Annotated in this window: 20 protein-coding genes; 5 read left to right on the top strand and 15 right to left on the bottom strand. The window is 64.4% G+C overall.

From position 1 onward, the window contains the following. The first annotated feature begins 18 nt into the window (after positions 1-18). On the top strand, positions 19-450 hold the full coding sequence (locus tag M8523_RS00730; RefSeq protein ID WP_282582904.1) for an organic hydroperoxide resistance protein: 432 nt from the start codon (positions 19-21) through the stop codon (positions 448-450). Positions 451-540: 90 nt separating this feature from the next. Here the strand turns inward: M8523_RS00730 and M8523_RS00725 are convergent, their stop codons facing one another. Next, positions 541-1,425: a dihydrodipicolinate synthase family protein gene (locus M8523_RS00725; protein ID WP_282582903.1), complete on the bottom strand. Its 885-nt coding sequence runs from the start codon at positions 1,423-1,425 to the stop codon at positions 541-543. Positions 1,426-1,652: 227 nt separating this feature from the next. Between M8523_RS00725 and rplU the strand changes: the two genes are divergently transcribed. From rplU to M8523_RS00710, 3 genes are all read left to right on the top strand, one after another. After that, complete coding sequence (rplU, locus tag M8523_RS00720) at positions 1,653-2,033, top strand: 50S ribosomal protein L21 (protein WP_282582902.1); 381 nt, start codon at positions 1,653-1,655, stop codon at positions 2,031-2,033. Between the two features lie 113 nt (positions 2,034-2,146). Then, on the top strand, positions 2,147-2,413 hold the full coding sequence (rpmA, locus tag M8523_RS00715) for a 50S ribosomal protein L27 (RefSeq protein ID WP_282582901.1): 267 nt from the start codon (positions 2,147-2,149) through the stop codon (positions 2,411-2,413). A 140-nt stretch (positions 2,414-2,553) separates the two neighbouring features. Beyond that, entirely contained in the window at positions 2,554-3,264 is a 711-nt protein-coding gene (locus M8523_RS00710) for a GNAT family N-acetyltransferase (RefSeq protein WP_282582900.1), read from the top strand. Between the two features lie 114 nt (positions 3,265-3,378). On the opposite strand, the gene M8523_RS00705 is transcribed toward M8523_RS00710, so the two are convergent. From M8523_RS00705 to argE, 3 genes are all read right to left on the bottom strand, one after another. Continuing rightward, positions 3,379-3,603 (bottom strand): hypothetical protein, encoded by a 225-nt coding sequence (locus M8523_RS00705; protein ID WP_282582899.1) that lies wholly within the window; start codon positions 3,601-3,603, stop codon positions 3,379-3,381. Positions 3,604-3,683: 80 nt separating this feature from the next. Next, positions 3,684-4,142, bottom strand: a complete 459-nt coding sequence (locus M8523_RS00700; protein WP_282582898.1) for a host attachment family protein — start codon at positions 4,140-4,142, stop codon at positions 3,684-3,686. Positions 4,143-4,221: 79 nt separating this feature from the next. Next, entirely contained in the window at positions 4,222-5,388 is a 1,167-nt protein-coding gene (argE, locus tag M8523_RS00695; RefSeq protein ID WP_282582897.1) for an acetylornithine deacetylase, read from the bottom strand. Between the two features lie 166 nt (positions 5,389-5,554). Here argE and M8523_RS00690 point away from each other — a divergent pair, with 166 nt between their 5' ends. Continuing rightward, positions 5,555-5,842, top strand: a complete 288-nt coding sequence (locus M8523_RS00690) for a con-10 family general stress protein (protein ID WP_282582896.1) — start codon at positions 5,555-5,557, stop codon at positions 5,840-5,842. 30 nt (positions 5,843-5,872) lie between these two features. Here the strand turns inward: M8523_RS00690 and M8523_RS00685 are convergent, their stop codons facing one another. The 11 genes from M8523_RS00685 to M8523_RS00635 form a co-directional block, all read right to left on the bottom strand. After that, a complete protein-coding gene (locus tag M8523_RS00685) occupies positions 5,873-6,925 on the bottom strand; it encodes a siroheme synthase domain-containing protein (RefSeq protein ID WP_282582895.1) in 1,053 nt (350 codons plus the stop codon). Continuing rightward, positions 6,922-8,556, bottom strand: a complete 1,635-nt coding sequence (ggt, locus tag M8523_RS00680; protein WP_282582894.1) for a gamma-glutamyltransferase — start codon at positions 8,554-8,556, stop codon at positions 6,922-6,924. The genes M8523_RS00685 and ggt overlap by 4 nt, the downstream gene beginning before the upstream one ends. Before the next feature lie 758 nt (positions 8,557-9,314). Then, positions 9,315-12,269 carry a bifunctional [glutamine synthetase] adenylyltransferase/[glutamine synthetase]-adenylyl-L-tyrosine phosphorylase gene (locus M8523_RS00675; protein ID WP_282582893.1) on the bottom strand — a complete coding sequence of 985 codons (2,955 nt, stop codon included), beginning with the start codon at positions 12,267-12,269 and terminating at the stop codon, positions 9,315-9,317. Continuing rightward, a complete protein-coding gene (locus M8523_RS00670) occupies positions 12,266-13,909 on the bottom strand; it encodes a sensor histidine kinase (RefSeq protein WP_345894207.1) in 1,644 nt (547 codons plus the stop codon). Before M8523_RS00670 ends, M8523_RS00675 begins: the two co-directional genes overlap by 4 nt. An 82-nt stretch (positions 13,910-13,991) precedes the next feature. After that, positions 13,992-14,675, bottom strand: coding sequence for a response regulator transcription factor (locus M8523_RS00665; RefSeq protein ID WP_282583401.1), 684 nt, complete (start codon positions 14,673-14,675; stop codon positions 13,992-13,994). Positions 14,676-14,774: 99 nt separating this feature from the next. Further along, a complete protein-coding gene (locus M8523_RS00660; protein WP_282582892.1) occupies positions 14,775-16,325 on the bottom strand; it encodes a Do family serine endopeptidase in 1,551 nt (516 codons plus the stop codon). Between the two features lie 171 nt (positions 16,326-16,496). Beyond that, positions 16,497-16,964: a cytochrome c-type biogenesis protein gene (locus M8523_RS00655; RefSeq protein ID WP_282582891.1), complete on the bottom strand. Its 468-nt coding sequence runs from the start codon at positions 16,962-16,964 to the stop codon at positions 16,497-16,499. A gap of 5 nt (positions 16,965-16,969) precedes the next feature. Beyond that, positions 16,970-18,955 carry a heme lyase CcmF/NrfE family subunit gene (locus M8523_RS00650; RefSeq protein ID WP_282582890.1) on the bottom strand — a complete coding sequence of 662 codons (1,986 nt, stop codon included), beginning with the start codon at positions 18,953-18,955 and terminating at the stop codon, positions 16,970-16,972. A gap of 7 nt (positions 18,956-18,962) precedes the next feature. Then, positions 18,963-19,457, bottom strand: coding sequence for a cytochrome c maturation protein CcmE (ccmE, locus tag M8523_RS00645; RefSeq protein WP_282582889.1), 495 nt, complete (start codon positions 19,455-19,457; stop codon positions 18,963-18,965). Then, a complete protein-coding gene (gene ccmI / locus M8523_RS00640; RefSeq protein WP_282582888.1) occupies positions 19,454-20,587 on the bottom strand; it encodes a c-type cytochrome biogenesis protein CcmI in 1,134 nt (377 codons plus the stop codon). The genes ccmE and ccmI overlap by 4 nt, the downstream gene beginning before the upstream one ends. Before the next feature lie 56 nt (positions 20,588-20,643). Continuing rightward, positions 20,644-21,135, bottom strand: coding sequence for a hypothetical protein (locus M8523_RS00635; protein ID WP_282582887.1), 492 nt, complete (start codon positions 21,133-21,135; stop codon positions 20,644-20,646). Positions 21,136-21,159: the final 24 nt, after the last annotated feature.

Below are 21,159 nucleotides of genomic sequence, written 5' to 3'. Positions count from 1 at the left end.
ACCCGAAGGAGTGCATCCATGTCTGTAGACGCGAAGTACAAGACGAAAGCGACCGCGAGCGGCGGCGGTCGCGACGGCAAGACGGGCCTCGAAGACGGCACGATGGCGTTGCAACTCACCGTGCCAAAGGAATTGGGCGGACCCGGCGGCGATGGTGCGAACCCCGAGAAACTCTTCGCGCTCGGCTATTCGGCCTGCTATCTCGGCGCCATGCGGGTGGCGGCCCAGCAGCTCAAGACCAAGGTGCCGGATGGGTCGACGGTGACGGCCACCATCGGGATCGGTCCGCGTTCCGAAGGCGGTTTCGGCATCACGGCCGACCTCGACGTCTACCTCCCCGGCATGGCGAAGGACGAAGCCGAGAAGCTGGCCGAGACCACCCACGGCATCTGCCCCTATTCCAACGCCATCAAGGCGAGCGTCGACGTGAAGACCACGACGCGGTCCTGATCCGACTGATCATCCCAGCGTAGGTCTGCTGCCCCGGGGCTGGCGCCCGGGGGCAGCTTTGCGCCGCCTCGGTCGGATTGCGCGGAGAGGTCAGATCAAATCCAGCTCTCTGAGCGTCTCAGCCACCTGCCGCTTCGCTTCGATCGAGAGAGGGAGAATTGGCCGTGGAGGCTCGGCGCGGCACAACCCCATCAGATCGGCAGCCGCATACATCACCCGCAGGCTGGAAAAGCTCTTGAACAGGGTCCACAACGGCGCAAGTCGCGTATTAAGGCGCCGCGCTTCGTCGGCATCGCCCTGCCGAACGGCGTCGACGAGCGTCATGGCGGTCGCAGGAAACAGGCCTGCCACCACGCTGTACCAGACCTCTCCCCCTGCCAGCAGCGCCTCGACCGCATTCCAGTCGCCACTATAGCCCAGCGAAAATGCATCTCGGACGATGCCGCGCAGGTTGCGGACGTGGCCTGCAACGGATTCAGGAGCCGGCGCGGGGCATTTCACGGCGACGATGCCGTCGAGTTGGCTCAGGCGCCCGATGAGTTCGGGGCTGAACGTGAAGTGTGTCGTTCCCGGATTGTCGTAGATGCAGAGCGGCAGCCCACTTTCCCGCGCCACCGTCGCGAAATGCTCGAACACTTCGTCGTCGGTCAAAGGCGTATAGGAGACCGGCGCCAGCAGCCCGGCGGCGGCGCCCGCCGCGCGGGCATCCTGCGCAAGCCGTACGGCTTCGTCGGTGCGAAGCGCGCCGACCCCGACCAGAACGGGCACGGCACCGCCCGCTTCGTCCAAAGCCACGTCGAGGGCCCGCTGGCGTTCCGTCCGCGCAAGATAGGGATAGGAGCCGGTGCTGCCGAGGAGGCCGATCGAATCGACCTTCGCGGTGACCAGCGTCGCAACGAGACGACGCAGGGCCACGAGATCGACGGTGCCATCGGGACTGGCCGGCGTAATCGGAAACGCGGAAACAGCCGTCATCCTAGTCCCCCATAGGCGGCATGCGCTATTGAATCGAACACGCTCCGCACCTTGACAATTCGCCGCGCCCTGCCGTAAGCAGCCTCTGCCCCGACGAGCGTCAAGCTCAGCTTCGGCTCGCCTGAATGCAGGCGTCTCATCGCACGGGGCAAAAACCTGGTCCACTGCCAAGAAGCTGGCTGCGATGCAACCCGCGTCGAACAGCCGGATGGAACACGAGGAAGACGATGTTCGCAGTTATCAAGACCGGCGGCAAACAATACCGTGTCGCCGCCAATGACGAGATTACCGTGATGAGCCTGCCCGGCGAGGCCGGAGAGGTGCTGACGTTTGGCGAGGTGCTGAGCTTCTTCGACGGTGAGACAACCGCGTTCGGAGCGCCGATGGTCGAAGGCGCCAGCGTGGCCGCCGAGATCGTGGCTCAGAAGCGTGGCCCGAAGGTGATCGCCTTCAAGAAGCGCCGCCGGCAGAACTCGCGCCGCAAGCGCGGCCATCGGCAGGACCTGACCATCGTGCGGATCACCGAGATCCTCACGGGTGGCCAGACGCCGTCGCGCAAGAGCGCGCCCGCGGCCGACGAGATGCCCACCGAGGTGGGCGCGGCCTAACCGGCTCGATCACGAAGGGAACGGGTTCGCATCGGGCCCGTTTCATGGCATACGGATTTCAACGGAGCTGATGCGTCGATCGGCGCTCGCCCACAACGGTTACGGAGCAAATCATGGCTCATAAGAAAGCAGGCGGTTCATCCCGCAACGGGCGCGACTCCGACGGTCGCCGTCTTGGCGTCAAAATGTTCGGCGGCGAAGCCGCCATTGCCGGCAACATTATCGTGCGCCAACGCGGGACCAAATGGCACCCCGGCGCCAATGTCGGCTGCGGCAAGGATCATACCTTGTTCGCCCTCTCGGACGGCAAAGTCCAATTTCAAACCAAAGCAAATGGTCGCGCCTATGTAGCGATCGTTCCGGCCCAAGCAGCAGAATAGGTGGGAGTTGAAGCGAAGGGCCCCCACCGGCATCCAAATCTCCGGTGGACGGGTCTTCGTTTCGAGAAGGCCAAGCTGAGGCATAAGCCTCGATAAGCTCAAGTCCAAGCCGCTGCGCAGGCAGCCGAAGGGGGAGATGGATGCCATCTCCCCCTTCGTTCGTTCCGGGTGCCGCAATGGCGGGCCCGCTGGACTGGGAGCTGACCATGTTTCCCGAGATCGTCCGCGACGAGGTGTTTCGCCTCGAGACACGGCGGCTTTGGCTGCGCTGGCCGATGATGAAAGACGCATTCGACACGCCGCAAAACCGAACCGCCGGGGACCTCAGCATCAATCCGCCCCTGGCCGAGAGGGCTGGCACGCGGATGTTCGGCAGCGCCGGGATTGCGGCCTGGCAGACCGACAATCAAAGAGGTGACGGCCTTCACTTCATGCTCGAAGCCAAAGCGACACGCGATGTCGTTGGCATGGTGCATATGACCCCCTCTCCAACCTCCAGAGGGATGTTTGAACTCGACTATGATCTTGTTCCCCGTCGTCGTGGCGAAGGGCTGATGACCGAAGCCGTGCAGGCGGTGGTGCATACGGCCTTTTTGATCGGGGTTGGGCCAGGATTCACAGCATCACCGGCGGCCAGCGACCGAAGCGGACGGGGTGTGCTCGAACGCTGCGGCTTCACCTATGCAGGGTCGGGCATGCGGGCTGGGCGGGCCGGGCGCGGGTTGGTGGCCTGCGACAATTTCCACCTTGATCGGCGGACATGGATCAGCCTGCAGGGCTGGGGCATGCCGGGCCACAACGCGCGGATGCAACGTGATGAAACTCTGCGAGGGGAGTGTGCCCCCACATAGGCAATGAGTGATGTGAGGGCACCAGGAGTTGCGCGCCGGCCTCTTCGAGGTCGGTTGGCCGCCATCGTGAGCGAAGCATTGCTGTCCTGACGCGTTCCGATGGCCACTGCGGGACTAGTCCCGCGGTGCCTGTTCGCGCTCGGCTTCGGCGATGTCATCCAACGGAGACGCACGTGCGGCCTCCGGCGCAAGCTCGCCAAAATTCGACAGACCGGGAGAAGGCATCTCTTCTCCGTCCGGCATTACCGGTTCGGACGGGTCCGCGTGCTTCAGCGTCGCACGCCTGCTCTCGATCGGTTCCTCCGCGTCAGCGCCAGGTGCCTGTCCAGGATTGGCCATTTGGGTTCTCCGTGTAGCCGGCGGGATGACTTGACCAATCCGACGCGCTTCCGGTCGTGACGCGCCGGTGGGTTGATGCCTCAATGAGGCCGATGCGTGAGCAGCAGCGACTCGATTTCGGGGATGGTGTGATGGGTGTAGTCCTTGGCGAGCTCGCCGACGATCCGCTTCTGGGTGTCCTTGCCGAACTCCCGCCGCAACTCTGCCAGCGTCTTGGGAGGCGCCACCACGATCAACTCCTTGAACAGTTGCTCACGCGCCGCTGTGTTGATGTCCTCAGCGAGTGCCGCCGCAAAACGATCCGCCTCGATCTGGTGCCAATCGGTCTGTTCCATCGCGCTCCCAGCGGTACCGACAGATGCCGACGCCCGTCCGGGCTGATCCGAGCCTTGATCCCGTGTGGCCGGATTGTCCGATTCGCGCACCGAGACTCGGCGCAGGTTGAGCAGCTCGGCGTCGCCTTCATTGTGCAGCACCAGCGCCTTCTTGCCGTCACCGATGACGATCCATGCACCGTGCCGCACCGCAAACGTTTCCATCGCTTGTCCTCCTTTTCGTATCGCTCCAAAAGGAAACTAGGAGGGAGGCGAGGTTTGACCACCCGGTGCCAGGGGCCGATCAACGGCACGCGTCGGCAAGGCGGCGCATGAACGCGATCCCGTTTTCGAGTTCACTGATCGCAATGTATTCGTCGGCTTGATGCGCCTGATCGATGCTGCCGGGACCGCAGACGACGGTCGGCACACCGGCCGCCTGAAACCGCCCTGCCTCTGTGGCGAAGGGCACCGCCACCGTTCCGTTGGACCTCGTGAGGCGCAGCGCGAGGCTCTCGGCCACCGAGCCTGGTTCGGCACGCAGCCCAGGAACTTCCACTTCGATTTCGGTCTCGATCGTTCCTTTGTCGGTATACCGGTTGAGGCGCGGGAGCGCTTCGGTTGCGGCGTAGAGCTGAAGCGCGCGATAGGCGGCGTCCAGCGGCGCCTCTGGTAGCCCTCTGTACTCCCATGAGAAACTACACTGGCGGGCAAGAATGTTGCGGGCGGTGCCGCCTTCGATCATGCCGACGTGAACGGTCGAGTAGGCGGGATCGAATCGCCCCGATCTGTCGGGGTCCGCTTCGAAGGCCGTACCGATGCGACCCAAGGCCACAACGAGGTCGCAGGCGGCCGCCACCGCACTTGCGCCGAGGGCCGGCTTGGCCGAATGCGCCTCGACACCGTGGACGGTGGTCCTGTAGGTGCAGACGCTCTTATGGCTGTCGGCCACCTGCATGAGCGTGGGTTCGCCGACGATCACGGCCCCGGGCTTCGGCAGCGAAACGCCGAAACGGGCAATCAGGTCCATCGGGCCGAGGCAGTTCACCTCCTCGTCATAGCTCAGGAGGATGTGGATGGGTCGCGTCAAAGCCGCCGCCTTGAACTCCGGGATCATGGCGAGGGCGATCGCATCAAATCCCTTCATGTCGCACGTGCCCCGGCCGTAGAGGCGACCATCGGCTTCCCGCATCGTGAAGGGATCGCTCGACCACGGCTGGCCCGTGACGGGAACACAATCTGTATGGCCGGACAGCACGATTCCGCCATCCACCTGAGGCCCGATCGTGGCGAAAAGCGCAGCCTTCGTGCCGTCCTGATTCGGCGCGATCTCGATCGGCACCCCATGAGCCCGGCAATGGTCGGCAACCGCCTCGATCAAAGGCAAGTTGGATTTCGAACTCTCCGTATCGAAGGCGACAAGGCGCCGCAGGAGATCGAGCGTCAGGTCCAGTGTCGCGTCGTTCGTCATCCGATCCTCATCTCTGCGGCGCCCGCTCTCGGCAAAGGCCCGGCTGTCTCATCGTTGGTTCGCCGAAGGCGACCTTCAAGCTCCGTCATCGAAGCTCAGGGCCCGGAACCCGTCCCGAAGCACGGCGTTCAATTGCCGGGGGGGAGCTTAGGAGTGAGAACCTGCGATGACCGAAGCTCGAAAGACAGTGCAAACCTCCGGCCGCGGTTTTGCGTCCATGGATATTGAAAAGCGGCGCGCCATCGCACGCAAGGGCGGGGAAAGTGTTCCGAACGAGAAGCGTAGCTTTTCACAGAATCCGACCTTGGCCTCTCAGGCAGGACGCAAAGGTGGCAAGAGCGTCAATCCGGAAAAGCGGAGTTTTTCGCAAGATCACGGCTTGGCAGCCCAAGCAGGGCGAAAAGGGGGACATGCCAGCCACGGTCTTCTCCAGGCCGTCAAGGCCCCCGCCTGACCGCTCGGCGGCCATTGCCGGATGGATCGGTCACATCCGGCACCGGCCGCTACAACGGGGACATCGGCCGAGGCCAGAGAGTCGGCTACAGGGCGCCTCATTACGCTCCAGTTCCGCGGCTCGACGGTCCCAATGCGCGCAATTGTCCGGGTCGCCCGTCCCGAGCCACACGATGCGCCTACCTTTTTGGACCTCATCGAGGAGAAACGCGGCGGCCTCCGTTTCACTCTCGGGGACGGCGATCTTTCGCGCCTCCCGGCGAGTCAGATTGACCGTTTCACTGGGCACATCCGCGTCATAGATGACGAGATCGGCGCTCTGAAGCGCGCGGGTTGCCGCGAAGGTAAGCGATCCGACATCGCCTGGCCCGGCGCCTACAAGCGTGATCCTACCTTCCAACTGGTCTCGATCATCGTCGGTTTCTGCGAAACATGCGGTTAGGTCGGCGGCTGTCGGCGCCCGGTCTTCCGACTGAAAGACACGATCCGTGAAGACTTCCCAGAACCGGCGGCGGCGGCGAAAATCCCAATTGCGTTCCGCCACCAGCGGTCGCCAGTCCTTGGCGGCTTGTGCCCAAGCGCGTAATCCCGAAGGCAGAATGGCTTCGATACGGGCCCGTAATGCCTGACCGAAGACGGGTGCGGCCCCATCGGTCGTGATGGCGATCACGACCGGCGAGCGCGCAATGATCGTCCCGAACTGGAACTCGCAGTAAGCTGGTTTGTCGATGATGTTGACCGGCACACCCTTGGCACCCGCCGCCTGACGGAACCGCTCGGCCTCGCCCTCCTCCTCGATCGCCCCAATCGCCAGGGCGGCCCCTTCGAGATCTGCCGCCTGCCAGCTTCGGCGGATCAGGCGCAGGCTTTTGGGACCGAGTTCCTCTGCGAGCGCTTCGAGCCCGTCGCACGGCTGCTCCGCCACGACATCGACCAACGCGCCCGCTGCGGCAAGCACTTCAGCTTTCCACACGGCAGGCTCGGTGCCTCCCGCGATGACGACGCGCCGCCCCGCGAGCTTGAAGAAGATCGGCAGCGTCGGCAGGCGTTCCAAACCCACGGGGGGTGTGATCGACGCGCTCATTCGCCGGCCGCCGAACCCGCAGGCGCGCGAGGGTCATTGACGCCGAACAGGACAAGGCCACCACCAAGACTGCTCGCGCCTTCAGCCGCACTGAGCGTTTCGCCGCCGACCAAAATGCTCTCCGCATGTCCCCAAGGCGTAACATCCCTGAACGTATAACCGCTGCCCGCGAGCTTGTTGCGGACGTCCGGGGTAAGCGCTTCCGGCTCCAGGTCGACGCGGTCCGGCAAAAACTGGTGATGCAGGCGCGGCGCATCCACTGCCGCCTCGAGCGTCATGCCGTGATCGACGACATTGATGATCACCTCGGCCGTGATCGTGATGATGCGCGATCCGCCGGGGCTTCCCGTCACCATGGCGAGATGCCCGTCGCGAGCCACGATGGTCGGGCTCATCGAACTCAGCGGCGTCTTACCCGGCGCGATCGCATTCGCGGTGCCCTGAACGAGGCCGAACATATTTGCGGTGCCGGGCTTGGCCGTGAAGTCGTCCATCTCGTTGTTCATCAGAATGCCGGTGTCGCCCGCGACCCGATGGGCTCCGAACCAACCGTTGAGCGTGTAGGTGACCGAGACCGCATTGCCGGCGGCATCCACCACCGAAAACTGCGTGGTCTGCTGCCCCTCAGTCGAGGCAGGAGCGAAGGGTAGAGACGCGGATGGTGTAGCGGCGTCGGGCAGGATGGTGGCGCGAAGCGCTGCCGCATAGGACTTGTCGAGCAGATGCGACAGCGGATTGACCACGAAGTCCGGATCGCCAAGTTCCTGATTGCGGTCGCGATAGGCGCGGCGCATCGCCTCGATCAGGACATGCGACTCCGCGGCGCTGTGAAAACCCATCGCCTTGAGATCATAACCTTCGAGGATGTTGAGGATCTCGCAGAGCGTGACGCCGCCGGAACTTGGTGGCGGTGCCGAAATCACCTGGTAGGCGCGATACATGCATGAGATCGGGGTCATCTCACGCACCCGATAATGGGCGAAATCATCAAGCGTGATCAGGCCATGGCCGAGCTGACTGGCCGCAGCAACCGCCTGCGCCAGGGGACCCTGGACGAAACTTGCCGCCCCATCGCTGTCGATCCGTTCGAGCGAGCGGGCCAATTGCGGCTGGACAAGTCGATCCCCGGCCTTCAGGGCCTGCCCGTCCCGCGTGAAGATCGCACGCGCACCGGGATCCTTGGCGAGACCGGGCGTTTCCGCCGCGAACAAGACGGCATCGCCATCCGTGAGAACAAACCCGTCTCGGGCGAGACGTTCGGCTGGCGCCAGCACCGTGTGGCGGCCAAGACGGCCATAGCGCTGAGACGCTGCCTCGAGCCCCGCCACCGTGCCTGGCACCCCGACAGCCAACCACGAATCGGTCGATAGGCCAGGGATGACATGTCCATCCGGGTCCAGAAACATGGTGCGGGTCGCGGCGATCGGCGCCTTTTCCCGGAAGTCGAGGAACGTCGCCCGCCCATCGGCGAAGCGGATCGTCATGAAACCGCCGCCGCCGAGGTTTCCGGCTGCAGGGTACACAACCGCGAGCGCGTAACCGACCGCGACAGCGGCATCGACAGCGTTCCCGCCGGATCTGAGAACTTCGAGGCCGGCGTCGCTCGCGAGATGTTGGGCGCTGACCACCATGCCGGCCTCGGCCGTCACACCTGGCCCGGACCGCGCAGAGGCGAGTGTCAGCGACTCAGGCGAAATGACAATGCAGAAGACAGTCCAAAGTCTTACCAGATACGTGCGAGGTCGCACCGGCCTACAGATCAACCCGCCCACGCCATGCTCCACGAAGGGGTGATCGTGGATCTTATGGCATATAAATGCAGCGCGCGACTTATCATCCAAACGGGGGATGACAATAGCCCCGTGATATCTCCTTTATTGCCCCCAGAGACACCAATCGCCGCAGCCTTCGCGCGAAGTCAGTCTCCGAAGTCCATCTCGGGTGCAATGGCTACCAAGAAGGTCATGACGGCCAATCCGATTAGCCAGATGGACGCGATGGTCGTCATATCCCCCGTATCTCCCCTTTTTATCATTCGCATGACAGGTTCGCTTTTTTTGCATGGGAGCACAAGTGCTCGTTCATGTTCTGTGCATCCTGCCGCACCCTGTGCCGTTTTCTCCACATGATGCGCAACAAGACGGCAGGCGGACCAGGGCATGACGCTTGCGGTGTCACCAGTATGACGCCGCCTGTGTCCGATTTCGGCACACTCCGGCAAGACACAAGCCGAAGCAGAGCCATGGTCAACCGTTTTATGACGATTCTCTACGTGGGCTTGGTGGTCCTGGGGCTCGCTCTCACGATTCCCTGGTGGGCCCTGATCGGGTGGGTCGCGATGCATCTCGTAAGTCGTATGTGACACATTGCCTCAACGAGGAGACCCGAATCAAGGTACGGCGGCCATATCCGCCTCGTCCGTCAATAGAGTTCGAAACAAACGGCGGACGCCATTCCGTGTGTCTTGCAACAGGCTTTCAAGATGAGGCAGGTCGGGCTGGTTCGCAGCGCGGCAGAACAACTCGGATTTGACGCCGTGGAGCCCTGAACCGAGTTCACCGGTCGTCAAGCGAATAAATTGCGTGAGAGTGGTCTGAAGCTCATAGGCCTCAACGAGGATCAGGGCGGTCTCCGCGTCAATCACACCGAGTTTGCCCGCGAGACGGAGGATCGTCGCCGGATTCCGCTGGCACAGCGATGGGTGCAGGTTCGCGGAGCGCAGCAGGATGAACTGTGCCAGGAACTCGATGTCGAGCAGCCCGCCGGGCGCCAGCTTCATGTCCCAGAGGCCCGAAGGACTCTTCTGTTCGGCGACGAGGCTTCGCATGGCCACGATATCGTCGCGTAACGTGAGCGGCGATCGCGGCAGACAGAGCACGTCCATGATGGCCGCGTTAAGTTCGGCGGCAAGCGTCGCGTCGCCGCCAATCACCCGGTTGCGGGTCAGTGCCATATGCTCCCAAGTCTGGGCCTCCGTGATCTGATAGGTCAGGAAGGCGCTGAGTTTCGTCGCCAGCGGCCCCTGCCCGCCGGAGGGTCTCAGCCGGAGATCGACGTCGTAGAGACGACCTCTCCGGGTCGGAGCCGTAAGGCTTGCGATCAAGCGTTGGGTCAGGCGCGTGTAGTATCGAACCGCATCGAGAGGGCGGGGACCGTCGCTCGTCGGATGCCCGGGATTCGCGCGATAGACGAGGATGAGGTCAAGGTCGGAGGTCGCGGTCAACTCTCGGGAGCCCAACCGTCCCATTCCGAGAACCACGCAGGCCCCGTCTTGAAGGACCCCATGGTCGCGCCGCATGTCGGCGAGACACCGGGCGAGGGCAGCCCGGATCAGGATGTCGGCCAAAAACGTGTAGGCCTCGCCCAGCGCAGTCGGGTCCTGCGCACCGCTGAGCGCCCGAATGCCGATGAGAAACCACTCTTCCTGTGCGAGATCCCGCATCCGGTCGAGACACTCTTCGGTGCTGCTCGCTGCGGCCAGCATGGCGTCGATCCGCGCTTCTTTCGCCTCAGTGCCTTCGGTCAGGAGTGCCGGATCGATCGCCGCGTCGAGAACATGCGGCCGCTGCGCAACCGTTGCGGCAAGTCGTGGCGCAGCACCGAGAATATCGGCGAAGAGGAGGCGCAACGTTTCGTTGGAGCGTAACAGGGACAGGAGTTCCACGGCGGAGGACATCCGGCCCAGCATCGTGTCGAAGGCCGCAAGGGCGGCATCCGGATCGCCGGCGGCGGCAAAGGCCGCGAGCAGGACCGGCACGAGTTCGGTCAAGACCTCACGGGCACGGGCACTCTGCACCGCCGCACGACGCCCGAAATGCCATCCTCGGATCAACTCGACCGCGTCGCCGGGGCGATCAAACCCCATGGTGCTCAAGGTTTCGAGCGTTTCGGGATCATGCTCCGTGCCGGTGAAAACCAAGCTTCCCGCAGCGGCATCAAGCGCCGGAGCATGTTCGAACAATCGCGCATAATGATGCTCGACTTTTCGAAGATGCTCCAACAGGGCCTCGGAAAAAGCGAGCGCATCGTCGAAGCCGCTAAATCGCGCAAAATGGGCGAGAGGCTTCCCTGCGGCCGGAAGGCGCTGGGTCTGTTGGTCGTCCACCATTTGCAGGCGATGTTCAACCGTCCGCAGAAAACGATAAGCGGCGGAGAGGTCCTCCACGGCCACTTGATCAATCCAGCCATCGGCGGCAAGCGCACGAAGCATGGCGCAAGTCTGGCTACCCCGGAGCGCCGGACGCCGCCCCCCAAAAATGAGCTGCTGCGTCTGAACGAAGAACTCGATCTCGCGAATCCCGCCACGGCCAAGCTTGATGTTGTGGTCGGCGATCGCGATGGTCCCCTGCCCGCGCACCGCGTGGATCTGCCGCTTCATCGCGTGAATGTCGGCGATGGCCCCGAAGTCGAAATATTTGCGCCACATGAAGGGGGCGAGATCGGCGAGAAAGCGCGCACCAAGGGCCTTGTCGCCTGCCACCGGCCTTGCCTTGATGAAGGCGGCGCGCTCCCAGTTTTGCCCAAGCGTCTCGTAGTACGAGAAGGCGGAAGGTAAAGAGACGGCCACGGCGGTCGATGCCGGATCAGGACGCAAGCGCAGATCGACGCGCAGCACGAAGCCATCCTGTGTCCGCTCCTGCAGCAGGCGCGCCAGGCTCTGCGTCAGACGCACGTAGAATGGGCCCGCGATTGTTGAGTCGGCGAGAGCGGTGGCACGCGGGTCGAACAGGACAACCAGATCGATATCGCTCGAATAATTGAGTTCGAAGGCACCTCCCTTGCCGAGCGCCAGGACAACGAGGCCGCAGGTGTCGGGACTGGCGTCGGGACGGAGCTTGCCACTCCGGCACGCTTCGCGGATCAGAATCATCAAGGCGCCGGCCACGGCCTGGTCGGCGAAACGGGTCAGCGCCTGCGTGACTTGGTCGAGGCTCCAGACACCACCGAGATCGGCCAGGGCCACCAGAAGCGCCACCTCTTGCCGCGCCAGCCGCAGTGCTCGCATGGCCCCGGCGACATCGATCGCCGTGACACTCAGTTGCTCGTGCAGGGTTGAGAGACAGCCATCCAGGGCCGTTTCGGGTGCTGTTTGGAGCAACCTGGCGCATCTCTCAGGATTGGCGTCGATCAGTCGCCAAAGGAATGGCGAATGATCCGCCACGGCCCGCAGCAGGGCGGCAGCACGGCTTTGATCGAGCAGGCCTTTCAGAGACGAGCTCTCCGGAAGTGACTGACCCAACACCGTCAGGCGATCGTCGGCCACTGCCCCATCGGACACCACGGGCGCTGTGCGGAGCAGATCGCAGAGCCGGCCATCGTGTCCAGAGGCCACCTCGGGTCTCAAGGCCGTCCTTCCTCTCCTTTGCCCTGCGCCAGGCCCGGCAGAGCCAGGATGCCATTGTCCACCGCCGGGAGACGAAGTGTAATCCGCAAGCCTGGCGCATTGTCACCGATCTCGAGCGTGCCGCCATGGAGGCGCGCGATGGCGGCTGCCAACGACAAGCCCAGGCCCGATCCCGGCCGGGAGCGCGCCCCCTCCAGCCTGACGAAACGGTCGAAGACACGCGCGCGGTCGATTTCGGCAATCCCTGGCCCATGGTCCGCGACGCTGATCGTGACGTCCCGACCCTCGCGCCGCGCCGTGACCGCGATGCTGCCTCTCTCCTGCTCCCCCGGGCCGGAATGGCTCTCCGGCAGGCCGTATTTCAAGGCGTTGTCGACGAGATTGGCCAAAGCTTGGCTGAGGAGCTCGCGGCTGCCGCGGACATGAAGGCCATCAGCAGCCTCCACCGCGAAGGCGATTTCCTGGTCTTCCGCCACAGGCTCGTAGAGTTCCGCGACATCGCGCGCCACCTCGCCGGCATCGAAAGCCGTCATGCCCTCGCGCCCGGAACCGGCCTCGGCTCGCGCGATCATCAGCAAGGCGTTGAAGATCCCGATCAGGCCGTCCGACTCGGCGATGACCTTGTTCAACGCCGCGCGATAGTCCTCGCTGTCGCCCTCGTGGCGCAGAGCCTCCTCGGCGCCATTGCGCAACCTTGTGAGGGGCGTGCGCAGGTCGTGGGCAATGTTGTCCGACACTTCCTTCATGCCTGCCATAAGGGTGCCGATGCGGGCGATCAGCGCGTTGAGGTTGGCGGCGAGACGATCGAGCTCGTCGCCGGTTCCGGCGATGGGGAGCCGACGCGTCATGTCGCCCGTGGCCATGATGGTGCGGGCCGTCGCGTTCATGGCGTCGACACGACGCAGCACCCGACGAGCCACGAACAGGCCGCCGACAAGACCGATCGCCACGAGCCAAAGGAGCGAGATGACCAGAGCGTGGGTCATCACGGTGCGCAGGTTTTCACGCTCTTCGAGATCGCGTCCGACGAGAAGCCGAAACCCTCCGGGCAGCTGGAAGATGCGAGCCACGGCGAGATGGGTCATCTTCGTCTCGTTCGGCTTGCCGTAGGGCGTTTCGACGAGAAGCCCGGTGCGTTCGATGACGCCGGCCGGCAGGGTGCCGACATTGCCGGTGATGGGTTCGCCCGCGTAATTGGTGACAAGATAGAGAGATGAGCCAGGCAGCCGGGTCCGCCGGTCGATCGCCTCGACGAGTTGCCGGATGCCACCCACCTCATATTGTTCGGCCAGGCCCGTGATTTCTGCCTGGATGGTCTGTGTGATCTGCTCGTTCAGAAGGCCATTGACGTTCCAGGCCACGCCGCCGAGCACGAAAGCCGAACCGATGGCGAAGATCACCAGATAAGCGACCGACAATTTGAACGCGGTGGTGCGGAAGACCTTGGAGAGCGAGAGTGCGTTGCGCTCCGGGCTTCGCCGCAACTCCCTTTGGGTCGCCCGGAGCGCCACGATGCCGCGACGCACCCGATGACGAAGGCGTTGGAACAAGGCGGCCAGGCGAACGACCGACCTCTGCCACCACGTCCTCGGCCGATCGAGATGGCCGGCAGCAGGGGTGAAATCGGGCAAGGACGCCAATGCTTCCTCCAAACGGGCCGGCACCGGCGCTGGTCTTTCGAGCGATCCGTCGGCGACGCCTAAACCCGCAACGCGTCCTCGTTCAGCGGGCGCCGTCGCGGATCATGTAGCCCGATCCGCGTACGGTCTGCAGCATCGGCGCATCCGAGCCCTTGTCGATCTTGGCACGCAATCGGGAGATGTGGACATCGATCACGTTGGTCTGCGGGTCGAAATGATAGTCCCAGACGTTCTCGAGCAGCATCGTCCGGGTCACCACCTGACCGGCGTGTTTCATGAGATATTCGAGCAGCCGGAACTCGCGCGGCTGGAGGACGATTTCCTTGCCGTTCCGCGTGAGCTTGTGTGAAAGCCGATTGAGTTCAAGCGGGCCAACCCGATATATGGTGCTTTCGGCCGGATCAGTCACCTTGCGGCGGCCAAGCGACTCGACTCGGGCGAGGAGTTCGGAAAACGCATAGGGCTTGGTGAGATAGTCATCCCCACCTGCCCGCAAACCGGTCACACGATCATCGACCTGACCGAGGGCCGACAGAATCAGGACAGGCGTCTCGTTCTTCTCGCCGCGAAGCCGTGCGATCAGCGACAGCCCATCGAGCCGGGGCAGCATCCGGTCGACGATCAGCACATCGTGAGTGCTTTCCTGCGCGAGTTCATGGCCCGCCATTCCGTCCGAAGCCACGTCAACCACGTGACCCGCTTCGCCCAGCGCTTTGGCAAGATAGGACGATGCTTCTCGATCGTCCTCGACGATGAGGATTCGCATGGAGGACATGATAAGACTCACGGGAGGAAAAGGGCAGATGGAATCCGCAATCCGAAGATGGACAGGAGGCGGCCTGGAAGCCGCCTCCCTATGTCGGCCTTAGCCGGCGGAAGACACCGCGAGCGCGACGAAGCGGGTGTTGTCCCCCGTCTTCACGCGCAGCAGCACCGCGCGGTGACCGTCTTTCTTGGCGTCTTCCAAGGCCTGCTTGACCTCGGAGGGGCGAGTAACGCTCTTCCCGCCGACATCCAGGATCACGTCCCCGGTGCTAAGGCCCTTCTGGGCCGCTGTGCCGTCGGGATCGATGTCCGAAATGACGACGCCTTGTTTGCCGGCGCCCGCGATGCTCGAGGCCGGAGCGAGTGTCATACCGAAGGAAGTGAGCTGCGACCGATCGCTATCGGACGGCGAGGTCGTTTCGGCCTTGGCTTCCTTATCGGTCGGCAGGGTGCCGAGTGTCATCGACAGCGTCTTTTCGCCGCCGTCGCGCCAGATCGTCAGATCGACCTTCTTGTCCGGTCCCATGCTGGCGATCTTGCGGGCCAGTTCACGTGGTCCATCGATCGTGTCGCCGTTGACCGAGGTGATCACGTCACCCGACTTGACGCCCGCGTCAGCGGCCGGAGAGCCCTTCTGCGGCTCGGCCACCAGGGCCCCCTTGGTGCCCTTCAGGCCAAGGGAGTCCGCGATGTCCGAGGTCACCGGCTGAATCTGCACGCCGATCCACCCGCGGGCCACCGACCCATGCTCCTTGAGCGACGCGACGACATCCTTGGCAACCTCTGCCGGAATCGCAAAGCCGATGCCGACGCTACCGCCGGAGGGCGAGAAGATGGCGGTATTGACCCCGACCACTTGTCCGGCCGTGTTGAAGGTCGGACCGCCGGAATTGCCACGGTTCACCGGGGCGTCGATCTGCAGGAAATCGTCATAGGGGCCAGCGCCGATGTCGCGGCCGCGAGCCGAAACGATGCCGGCCGTCACCGTGCCGCCGAGCCCGAAGGGATTGCCGACCGCGATCACCCAGTCACCGACCCGCGGTGTATGATCCGTCCATGGCACATAGGCGAATGTCTTGTTGTCGGTGGACTTGACCTTCAGCAAGGCGAGATCTGTTTTCTTGTCGGTGCCGATCACGGTCGCCGGGAGCGTCTGGCCATCCTGCATCGTCACATTGACGTCGGTCGCGTGTTCGACGACGTGATTGTTGGTAACGATATAGCCATCAGCCGAGATGAAGAAGCCGGACCCTTGGGCTTGGCCGGTGCGCGGCTTGGCATGCGGCATGTTGCCTTGGCCGAACTGCCGGAAGAAGCGCTCCAGCGGGTCACCTTTGGGAATGTTCGGCATGGCCGGCTGGCTGTTGTCGTCGTCACTCGCGTCTTCGGTGATCTTCACCTTGACCGAAACGACGGCCGGGCTCACGCGGTCGACCACGTCGGCGAACGAACCAGGTGCGATCTGGTCAGGGGTCGCCTGGGGCTTGATCTGCTGCGCATAGGCCTGGTCGTTACCGAAGAGCGTCGACTGGGCGAGCCCTCCACCCACGGCCGCAACCGCCACGGCGCCGAGCAGCGCGGTTCGGACGGGCATACGTCGGCGCAGGCCGGACAAGCGCGAATTGTCGGAAGACTGATTGTGATCAGGCATTAACATCCTCATCTCCTGGAAAGTCTGAGCCACGGCGCGTTGCCGATCTCATGGGCAGGAACATGGGATATGGCGCGTTACGTGACCATTTCCCCGGCGTGAATTGTTGGTAACGAACGCCAGATTTCAACGCCTTGGCCGATCAGTCCTTTGACGATCGCACGCAAGGTTTCAGCCCGCGTTCGGGTCTCGCATCAGAGCCGCCAGCTTCGCTTCTTCGGATGGTTCGAGCGAAGACGTCGGCGCGGGTAACCTGGTCAGCCGGCGGCCGGCCACAATGGCGACCGCCCCGGCCACAAGGACGAAAAGTGGAGTGACCCACAGTAGCAGCGTTTCGGGGATGAACGGCGGCTTCAGAAGGACGAAGTTGCCGTAACGACTGACGAGATAAGTCTTGACCTGCGCGTCACTATCGCCGGCTTCCAGCCGTTCTCGCACCAGAAGCCTGAGATCGCGCGCCAGGGGAGCGGCGGAATCGTCGATCGACTGGTTCTGGCAGACGAGACAGCGCAACTGGACCGAGAGCGCGCGGGCCCGCGCTTCGAGCGCGGGATCGGCCAGCACTTCGTCTGGCTGGACGGCCCACGCCGGCACGGAACTGAGCCACAGAAGCAGCACAAACACGGCCGACCTGCGCATCCCGTTCATTCCGCGGGATGAGGATGCATCGGCGCGGCCCGCAGGGCGCGGCGCGCGAAGCCGATACGCAGACGCCGGTCACTAAGCGACAGCAGTCCACCGAAGCCCATGATCAGCGCGCCGATCCAGATGAAGGTGACGAGCGGCTTCCAGAACAGCCGGGCATCGACCGATCCGTCCGGATGGCTGTCACCAAGGCTGATGTAGACCTGACCGAACCAGAGCGTGGCGATGCCGGCTTGGCTCACGGTGGACTGCCGTGTCGCGAAGCTGCGCCGCGAAGGCGTGACCGTGGTCACGAGCGCGCCGCCCCGGCGAAGATCCACCCGCACGGCCGCTTCGGTGTAATTCGGACCGGGATGCGTTTCGGTGCCGATCACTGCGGCTTGATAGGGTCCGAGGTCGACGACATCCCCGGCCTTGATGGACCGGATCTGCTCCACACCCCAGCCGGTCGCTGCAAGACCGAGCAGCGTCAATCCGATCCCCGCATGCGCGAAGGCCGTCCCCCACACCGAACGCGGGAGACCGACGAGACGCGACAGCGCGGTCGTCAGGGATACGCCCGGCAGGCCGCTACGCCGGGCGATCTCCGTGAAGGCACCGACGACGACATAGACCGCGAGGGCGACACCGAGCGGCGCGAGCGTGGGACCGCCGTGCCGGAACGCGAGAAGCAGCGCGCAGGCCACAGCCCCGACGGCCACAGCCGCTGTCAAGCGCTGCGCGGCGCCCAGGAGATCGCCTCGCTTCCAGGCGAGCGATTGGCCGAGCGGCACGACGAGCAGCACCGCCACCATCAAGGGCCCGAATGTGAGGTTGAAGAACGGCGCGCCGACCGAAATCTTGTCGCCTGTCGCGGCTTCGAGCGCGAGCGGGTAGAGCGTCCCGGTCAGGACCGTGGCGCAGCAGGTTGTGAGAAGCAGGTTGTTGAGAACCAGCGCACTCTCGCGCGACACGGGCGCGAAAAGCCCGCCCTGCTTCAGAACCGGCGCGCGCCAGGCATAGAGGGCCAGCGAGCCGCCGATGAACACCACCAGGATGAGCAGGATGAACGTGCCCCGGGTCGGATCGTTGGCAAAGGAGTGAACCGATGTCAGCACACCCGAGCGCACCAGGAAGGTGCCGAGCAACGACAGCGAAAAGGTCAGGATCGCCAGGAACAGCGTCCAACTCTTCAGCGTCTCTCGCTTCTCCATCACGGCTGTGCAGTGGAGCAGCGCCGTGCCGGCCAGCCAGGGCATGAGCGAGGCGTTCTCGACCGGATCCCAGAACCAGAAGCCGCCCCAGCCGAGCGTGTAATAGGCCCAATAGGACCCCATCGCGATGCCAAGGGTCAGGAAGATCCAGGCGAGAAGGGCCCAGGGCCGCACATAGCGGGCCCAGGCGGCGTCGATGCGTCCGCTGATGAGCGCGGCGGCCGCGAAGGAGAACACGATCGAAAAGCCCACATAGCCGAGGTAGAGGAGCGGCGGATGGATCGCGAGGCCGGGGTCCTGCAGGATCGGATTGAGATCCTGCCCCTCGATCGGAGGCGGTAGCATCCGGGTGAAGGGATTCGAGGTCAGCAAGATGAACAACAGAAAGGCGGACGAGATCCAGGCCTGCACGGCCAGGGTATTGGCCCGGAGGTCATCGGCCATGCTCCGGGCGAAGCCCGCCACCATACCGCCGAAGAGCGCCAGGATCAGCACCCAGAGGAGCATCGACCCTTCGTGGTTCCCCCACACGCCGGAAAGCTTATAGATCAGCGGCTTCGTCGAATGCGAGTTCTCGACCACGTTCAGGACCGAGAAATCCGACACCACATGGTCGTAGACGAGCGCCCCGAACGCGTAAGCCACGAGGAGCAGTTGCCCGAGCGCCACCGGCACCGCGGTGGCGACAAGCGAAGGGTCACGCCGGGTCGTGCCCCAGATGGGCAGCACCGATTGGACGAGGGCCAGCGCCAAAGCGAGAACCAGGGCGTAATGGCCGGTTTCGGTGATCACGCGCGCCTCACGGGGCCGGAGCGGCATTCATGGCCGCGCGTCCGGCGACCGGCTGCGCGGAGGCCTGTTCGCCTTCACGCCAAAGCCCTTGTTTCTTCAACTTGTCGGCCACCTCGCGCGGCATATAGCGCTCATCGTGCTTTGCCAGCACCGCATCGGCTCGCAGCGAGGTCGGGCCATCGAGCGTGCCTTCGGCCACAACCCCCTGCCCTTCGCGGAACAGGTCCGGCAGCAGACCCGTGAAAGTCACGTCCACGGTCTTGGACAGGTCGGTGACGGTGAACCGGATCGTCGAGGCATTGATGTGCTTGACCGAACCTTGCTCGACGAGTCCGCCGAGCCGCAGCCGCGTTCCCGGGCCAAGCGCCTTGCCGATCACTTCTGTGGGCGCGTAGAAAAAAACGATACTGTCGCGCAGAGCGAACAGCACGAGCGCAGCCGCGACGCCGGCAATGCCGACCGCACTGCCGATCAACGTCAAGCGTCGCCCTTTGCGGGTCATCCTTGTCCTCCCAGGCCAAGTTCGCGTGCAAGGCCATCAAGTTGAGACAGGCCGGCAGCATCGGCCGCCAGATTGCGGCGGGCGTCGGCGAGCGCACTCGCAGCCTTATCCTTTTCTCCCAGCACCGTATAGGCGCGCACGAGGCGGAGCCAGCCCTCCTTGTCCTGGCCGTTCTGCTGCAAGCGGGCCGCAAGCCCATCCACCATGCCATGAATCGCGGCAAGCTGTTGACCGGCCGGCAAAGCCGCGATCGACGCCGCGGCCTCACCGGTCGGCGCAGGCAGGCGCGTCGCTGGCTTAACGGGCGCCGCTTGGTCGAGCGCCGCCAAGCGGGCACGGACCTCCGGCAGCCATGGGGCGTCCTCTGGAGACTCATCCACCAATGCGGTCCACAAGGCCTTCGCGCGGGGCTTGTCGCCATCCTGTTCCGCCGCGAGGCCGAGGAAATACCGGGGTTGCGGGGACTTAGGGTCGTCGTCCAGTGCCTTTTGGAACGCGTCGCGTGCTTCGGCCGTCACGACTCCATCCGCCTGCAGCGTCAAGGCCTCGCCATAAGCGGCGCGCCGCTCGGCCGTCTCACCAAGTAGAACGAGCGTCCGCTCATAAGCCCGCACCGCATCGGCGTATCGTCCGAGGCGCACATAGATGGGTGCGAGAAGCGAGAAGCCCTTTCCATCAGTGGGATGCGAAATCAGGTGGGTCTCGATCCGCGCGATCGCGGCGCCAAGGTCGTCGGGATTTGGCGCCGCGAGGCGAGCGGTGAGCGGGAGATCCGGAAGTTGCGGGGCACCCACTCGCAAATAGAGCCAGAGGCTGAGACCGGGCACGAGCAAGGCTACCGCTGCGGCGATCGCCAGCAGCCGGATGCGGTTGGCAGAGGCGTGGGCCGGCGTTGCCGTCCGGTCGGCGGCGGCGATCAGCCGGCGTCCGATCTCGGCCCGCGACCCTTCTGCCTCGCTGGCCGGCACGAGTCCGGCCGCGACATCGCGATCGAGTGCCCGCAATTGATCGCGATAGAACGGCAGGTCATCGCCCGTCATCGCGAAGGTCCGGCCCCTCGCCTTCGACAAGGGCCAGACCACGCAAAGTACGGCGGCGCCAGTCATGAGGGCGATGAGGATCCAGACCATCTGGTCCGCTCAGTCCCGTCTGGCGGGTTCGCCGGCCGCGATCGAAGCCGAGCGGTTCATCCGGTGATGGTCCATGTTCCGTCCGGTGCCTTGCAGCCGGTGCCCTTGCCTGTGACAGGCCGGCCCATGATGTAGATCGTGTGGCTGAAATCCTGGCAGCCGGCGGGTGTCGGGGCGCCGCTCAGCGTCACGAAGCCATAGTTTCCCTTGACGCCCCGCCAGGTCTTGCGATCGCCCGAGGCCAGCGCAGCCTGCTCGGCCTGGAAGGCACGCTGCCGGTCAGCGTCGACGAGACGCGTGCCGGTGGGTCCCTCAAGGAAGCTGCCCATGGAGGGGGCGGGTGGCGGCAGCGCCGCGTCCTGTGGCACTAAAGGTGGAGGCGCACTGCCGAGACTGCCGACGATGGATCCTGCCGCAGTGGACGCGTCATGATAGGTCGAGGTCGCCACGGAGCATGCCGCAGTCGCGAAAGCCAGGCAGGCCAAACCCGCAGCAGCGCCGGCCTTGCGCATCATGCTCGTCTTCAACCTCAATACCTTGCCGGTCACACCAAGCTCCTCGTGGATGTCACC

The organism is Lichenifustis flavocetrariae (genome assembly GCF_026130545.1).
GTDB classification, from domain to species: Bacteria; Pseudomonadota; Alphaproteobacteria; order Rhizobiales; family Beijerinckiaceae; genus Lichenihabitans; species Lichenihabitans flavocetrariae.
Note: the sequence above shows the minus strand (reverse complement) of the source record. Positions and strands in the feature narration are given on the sequence as shown.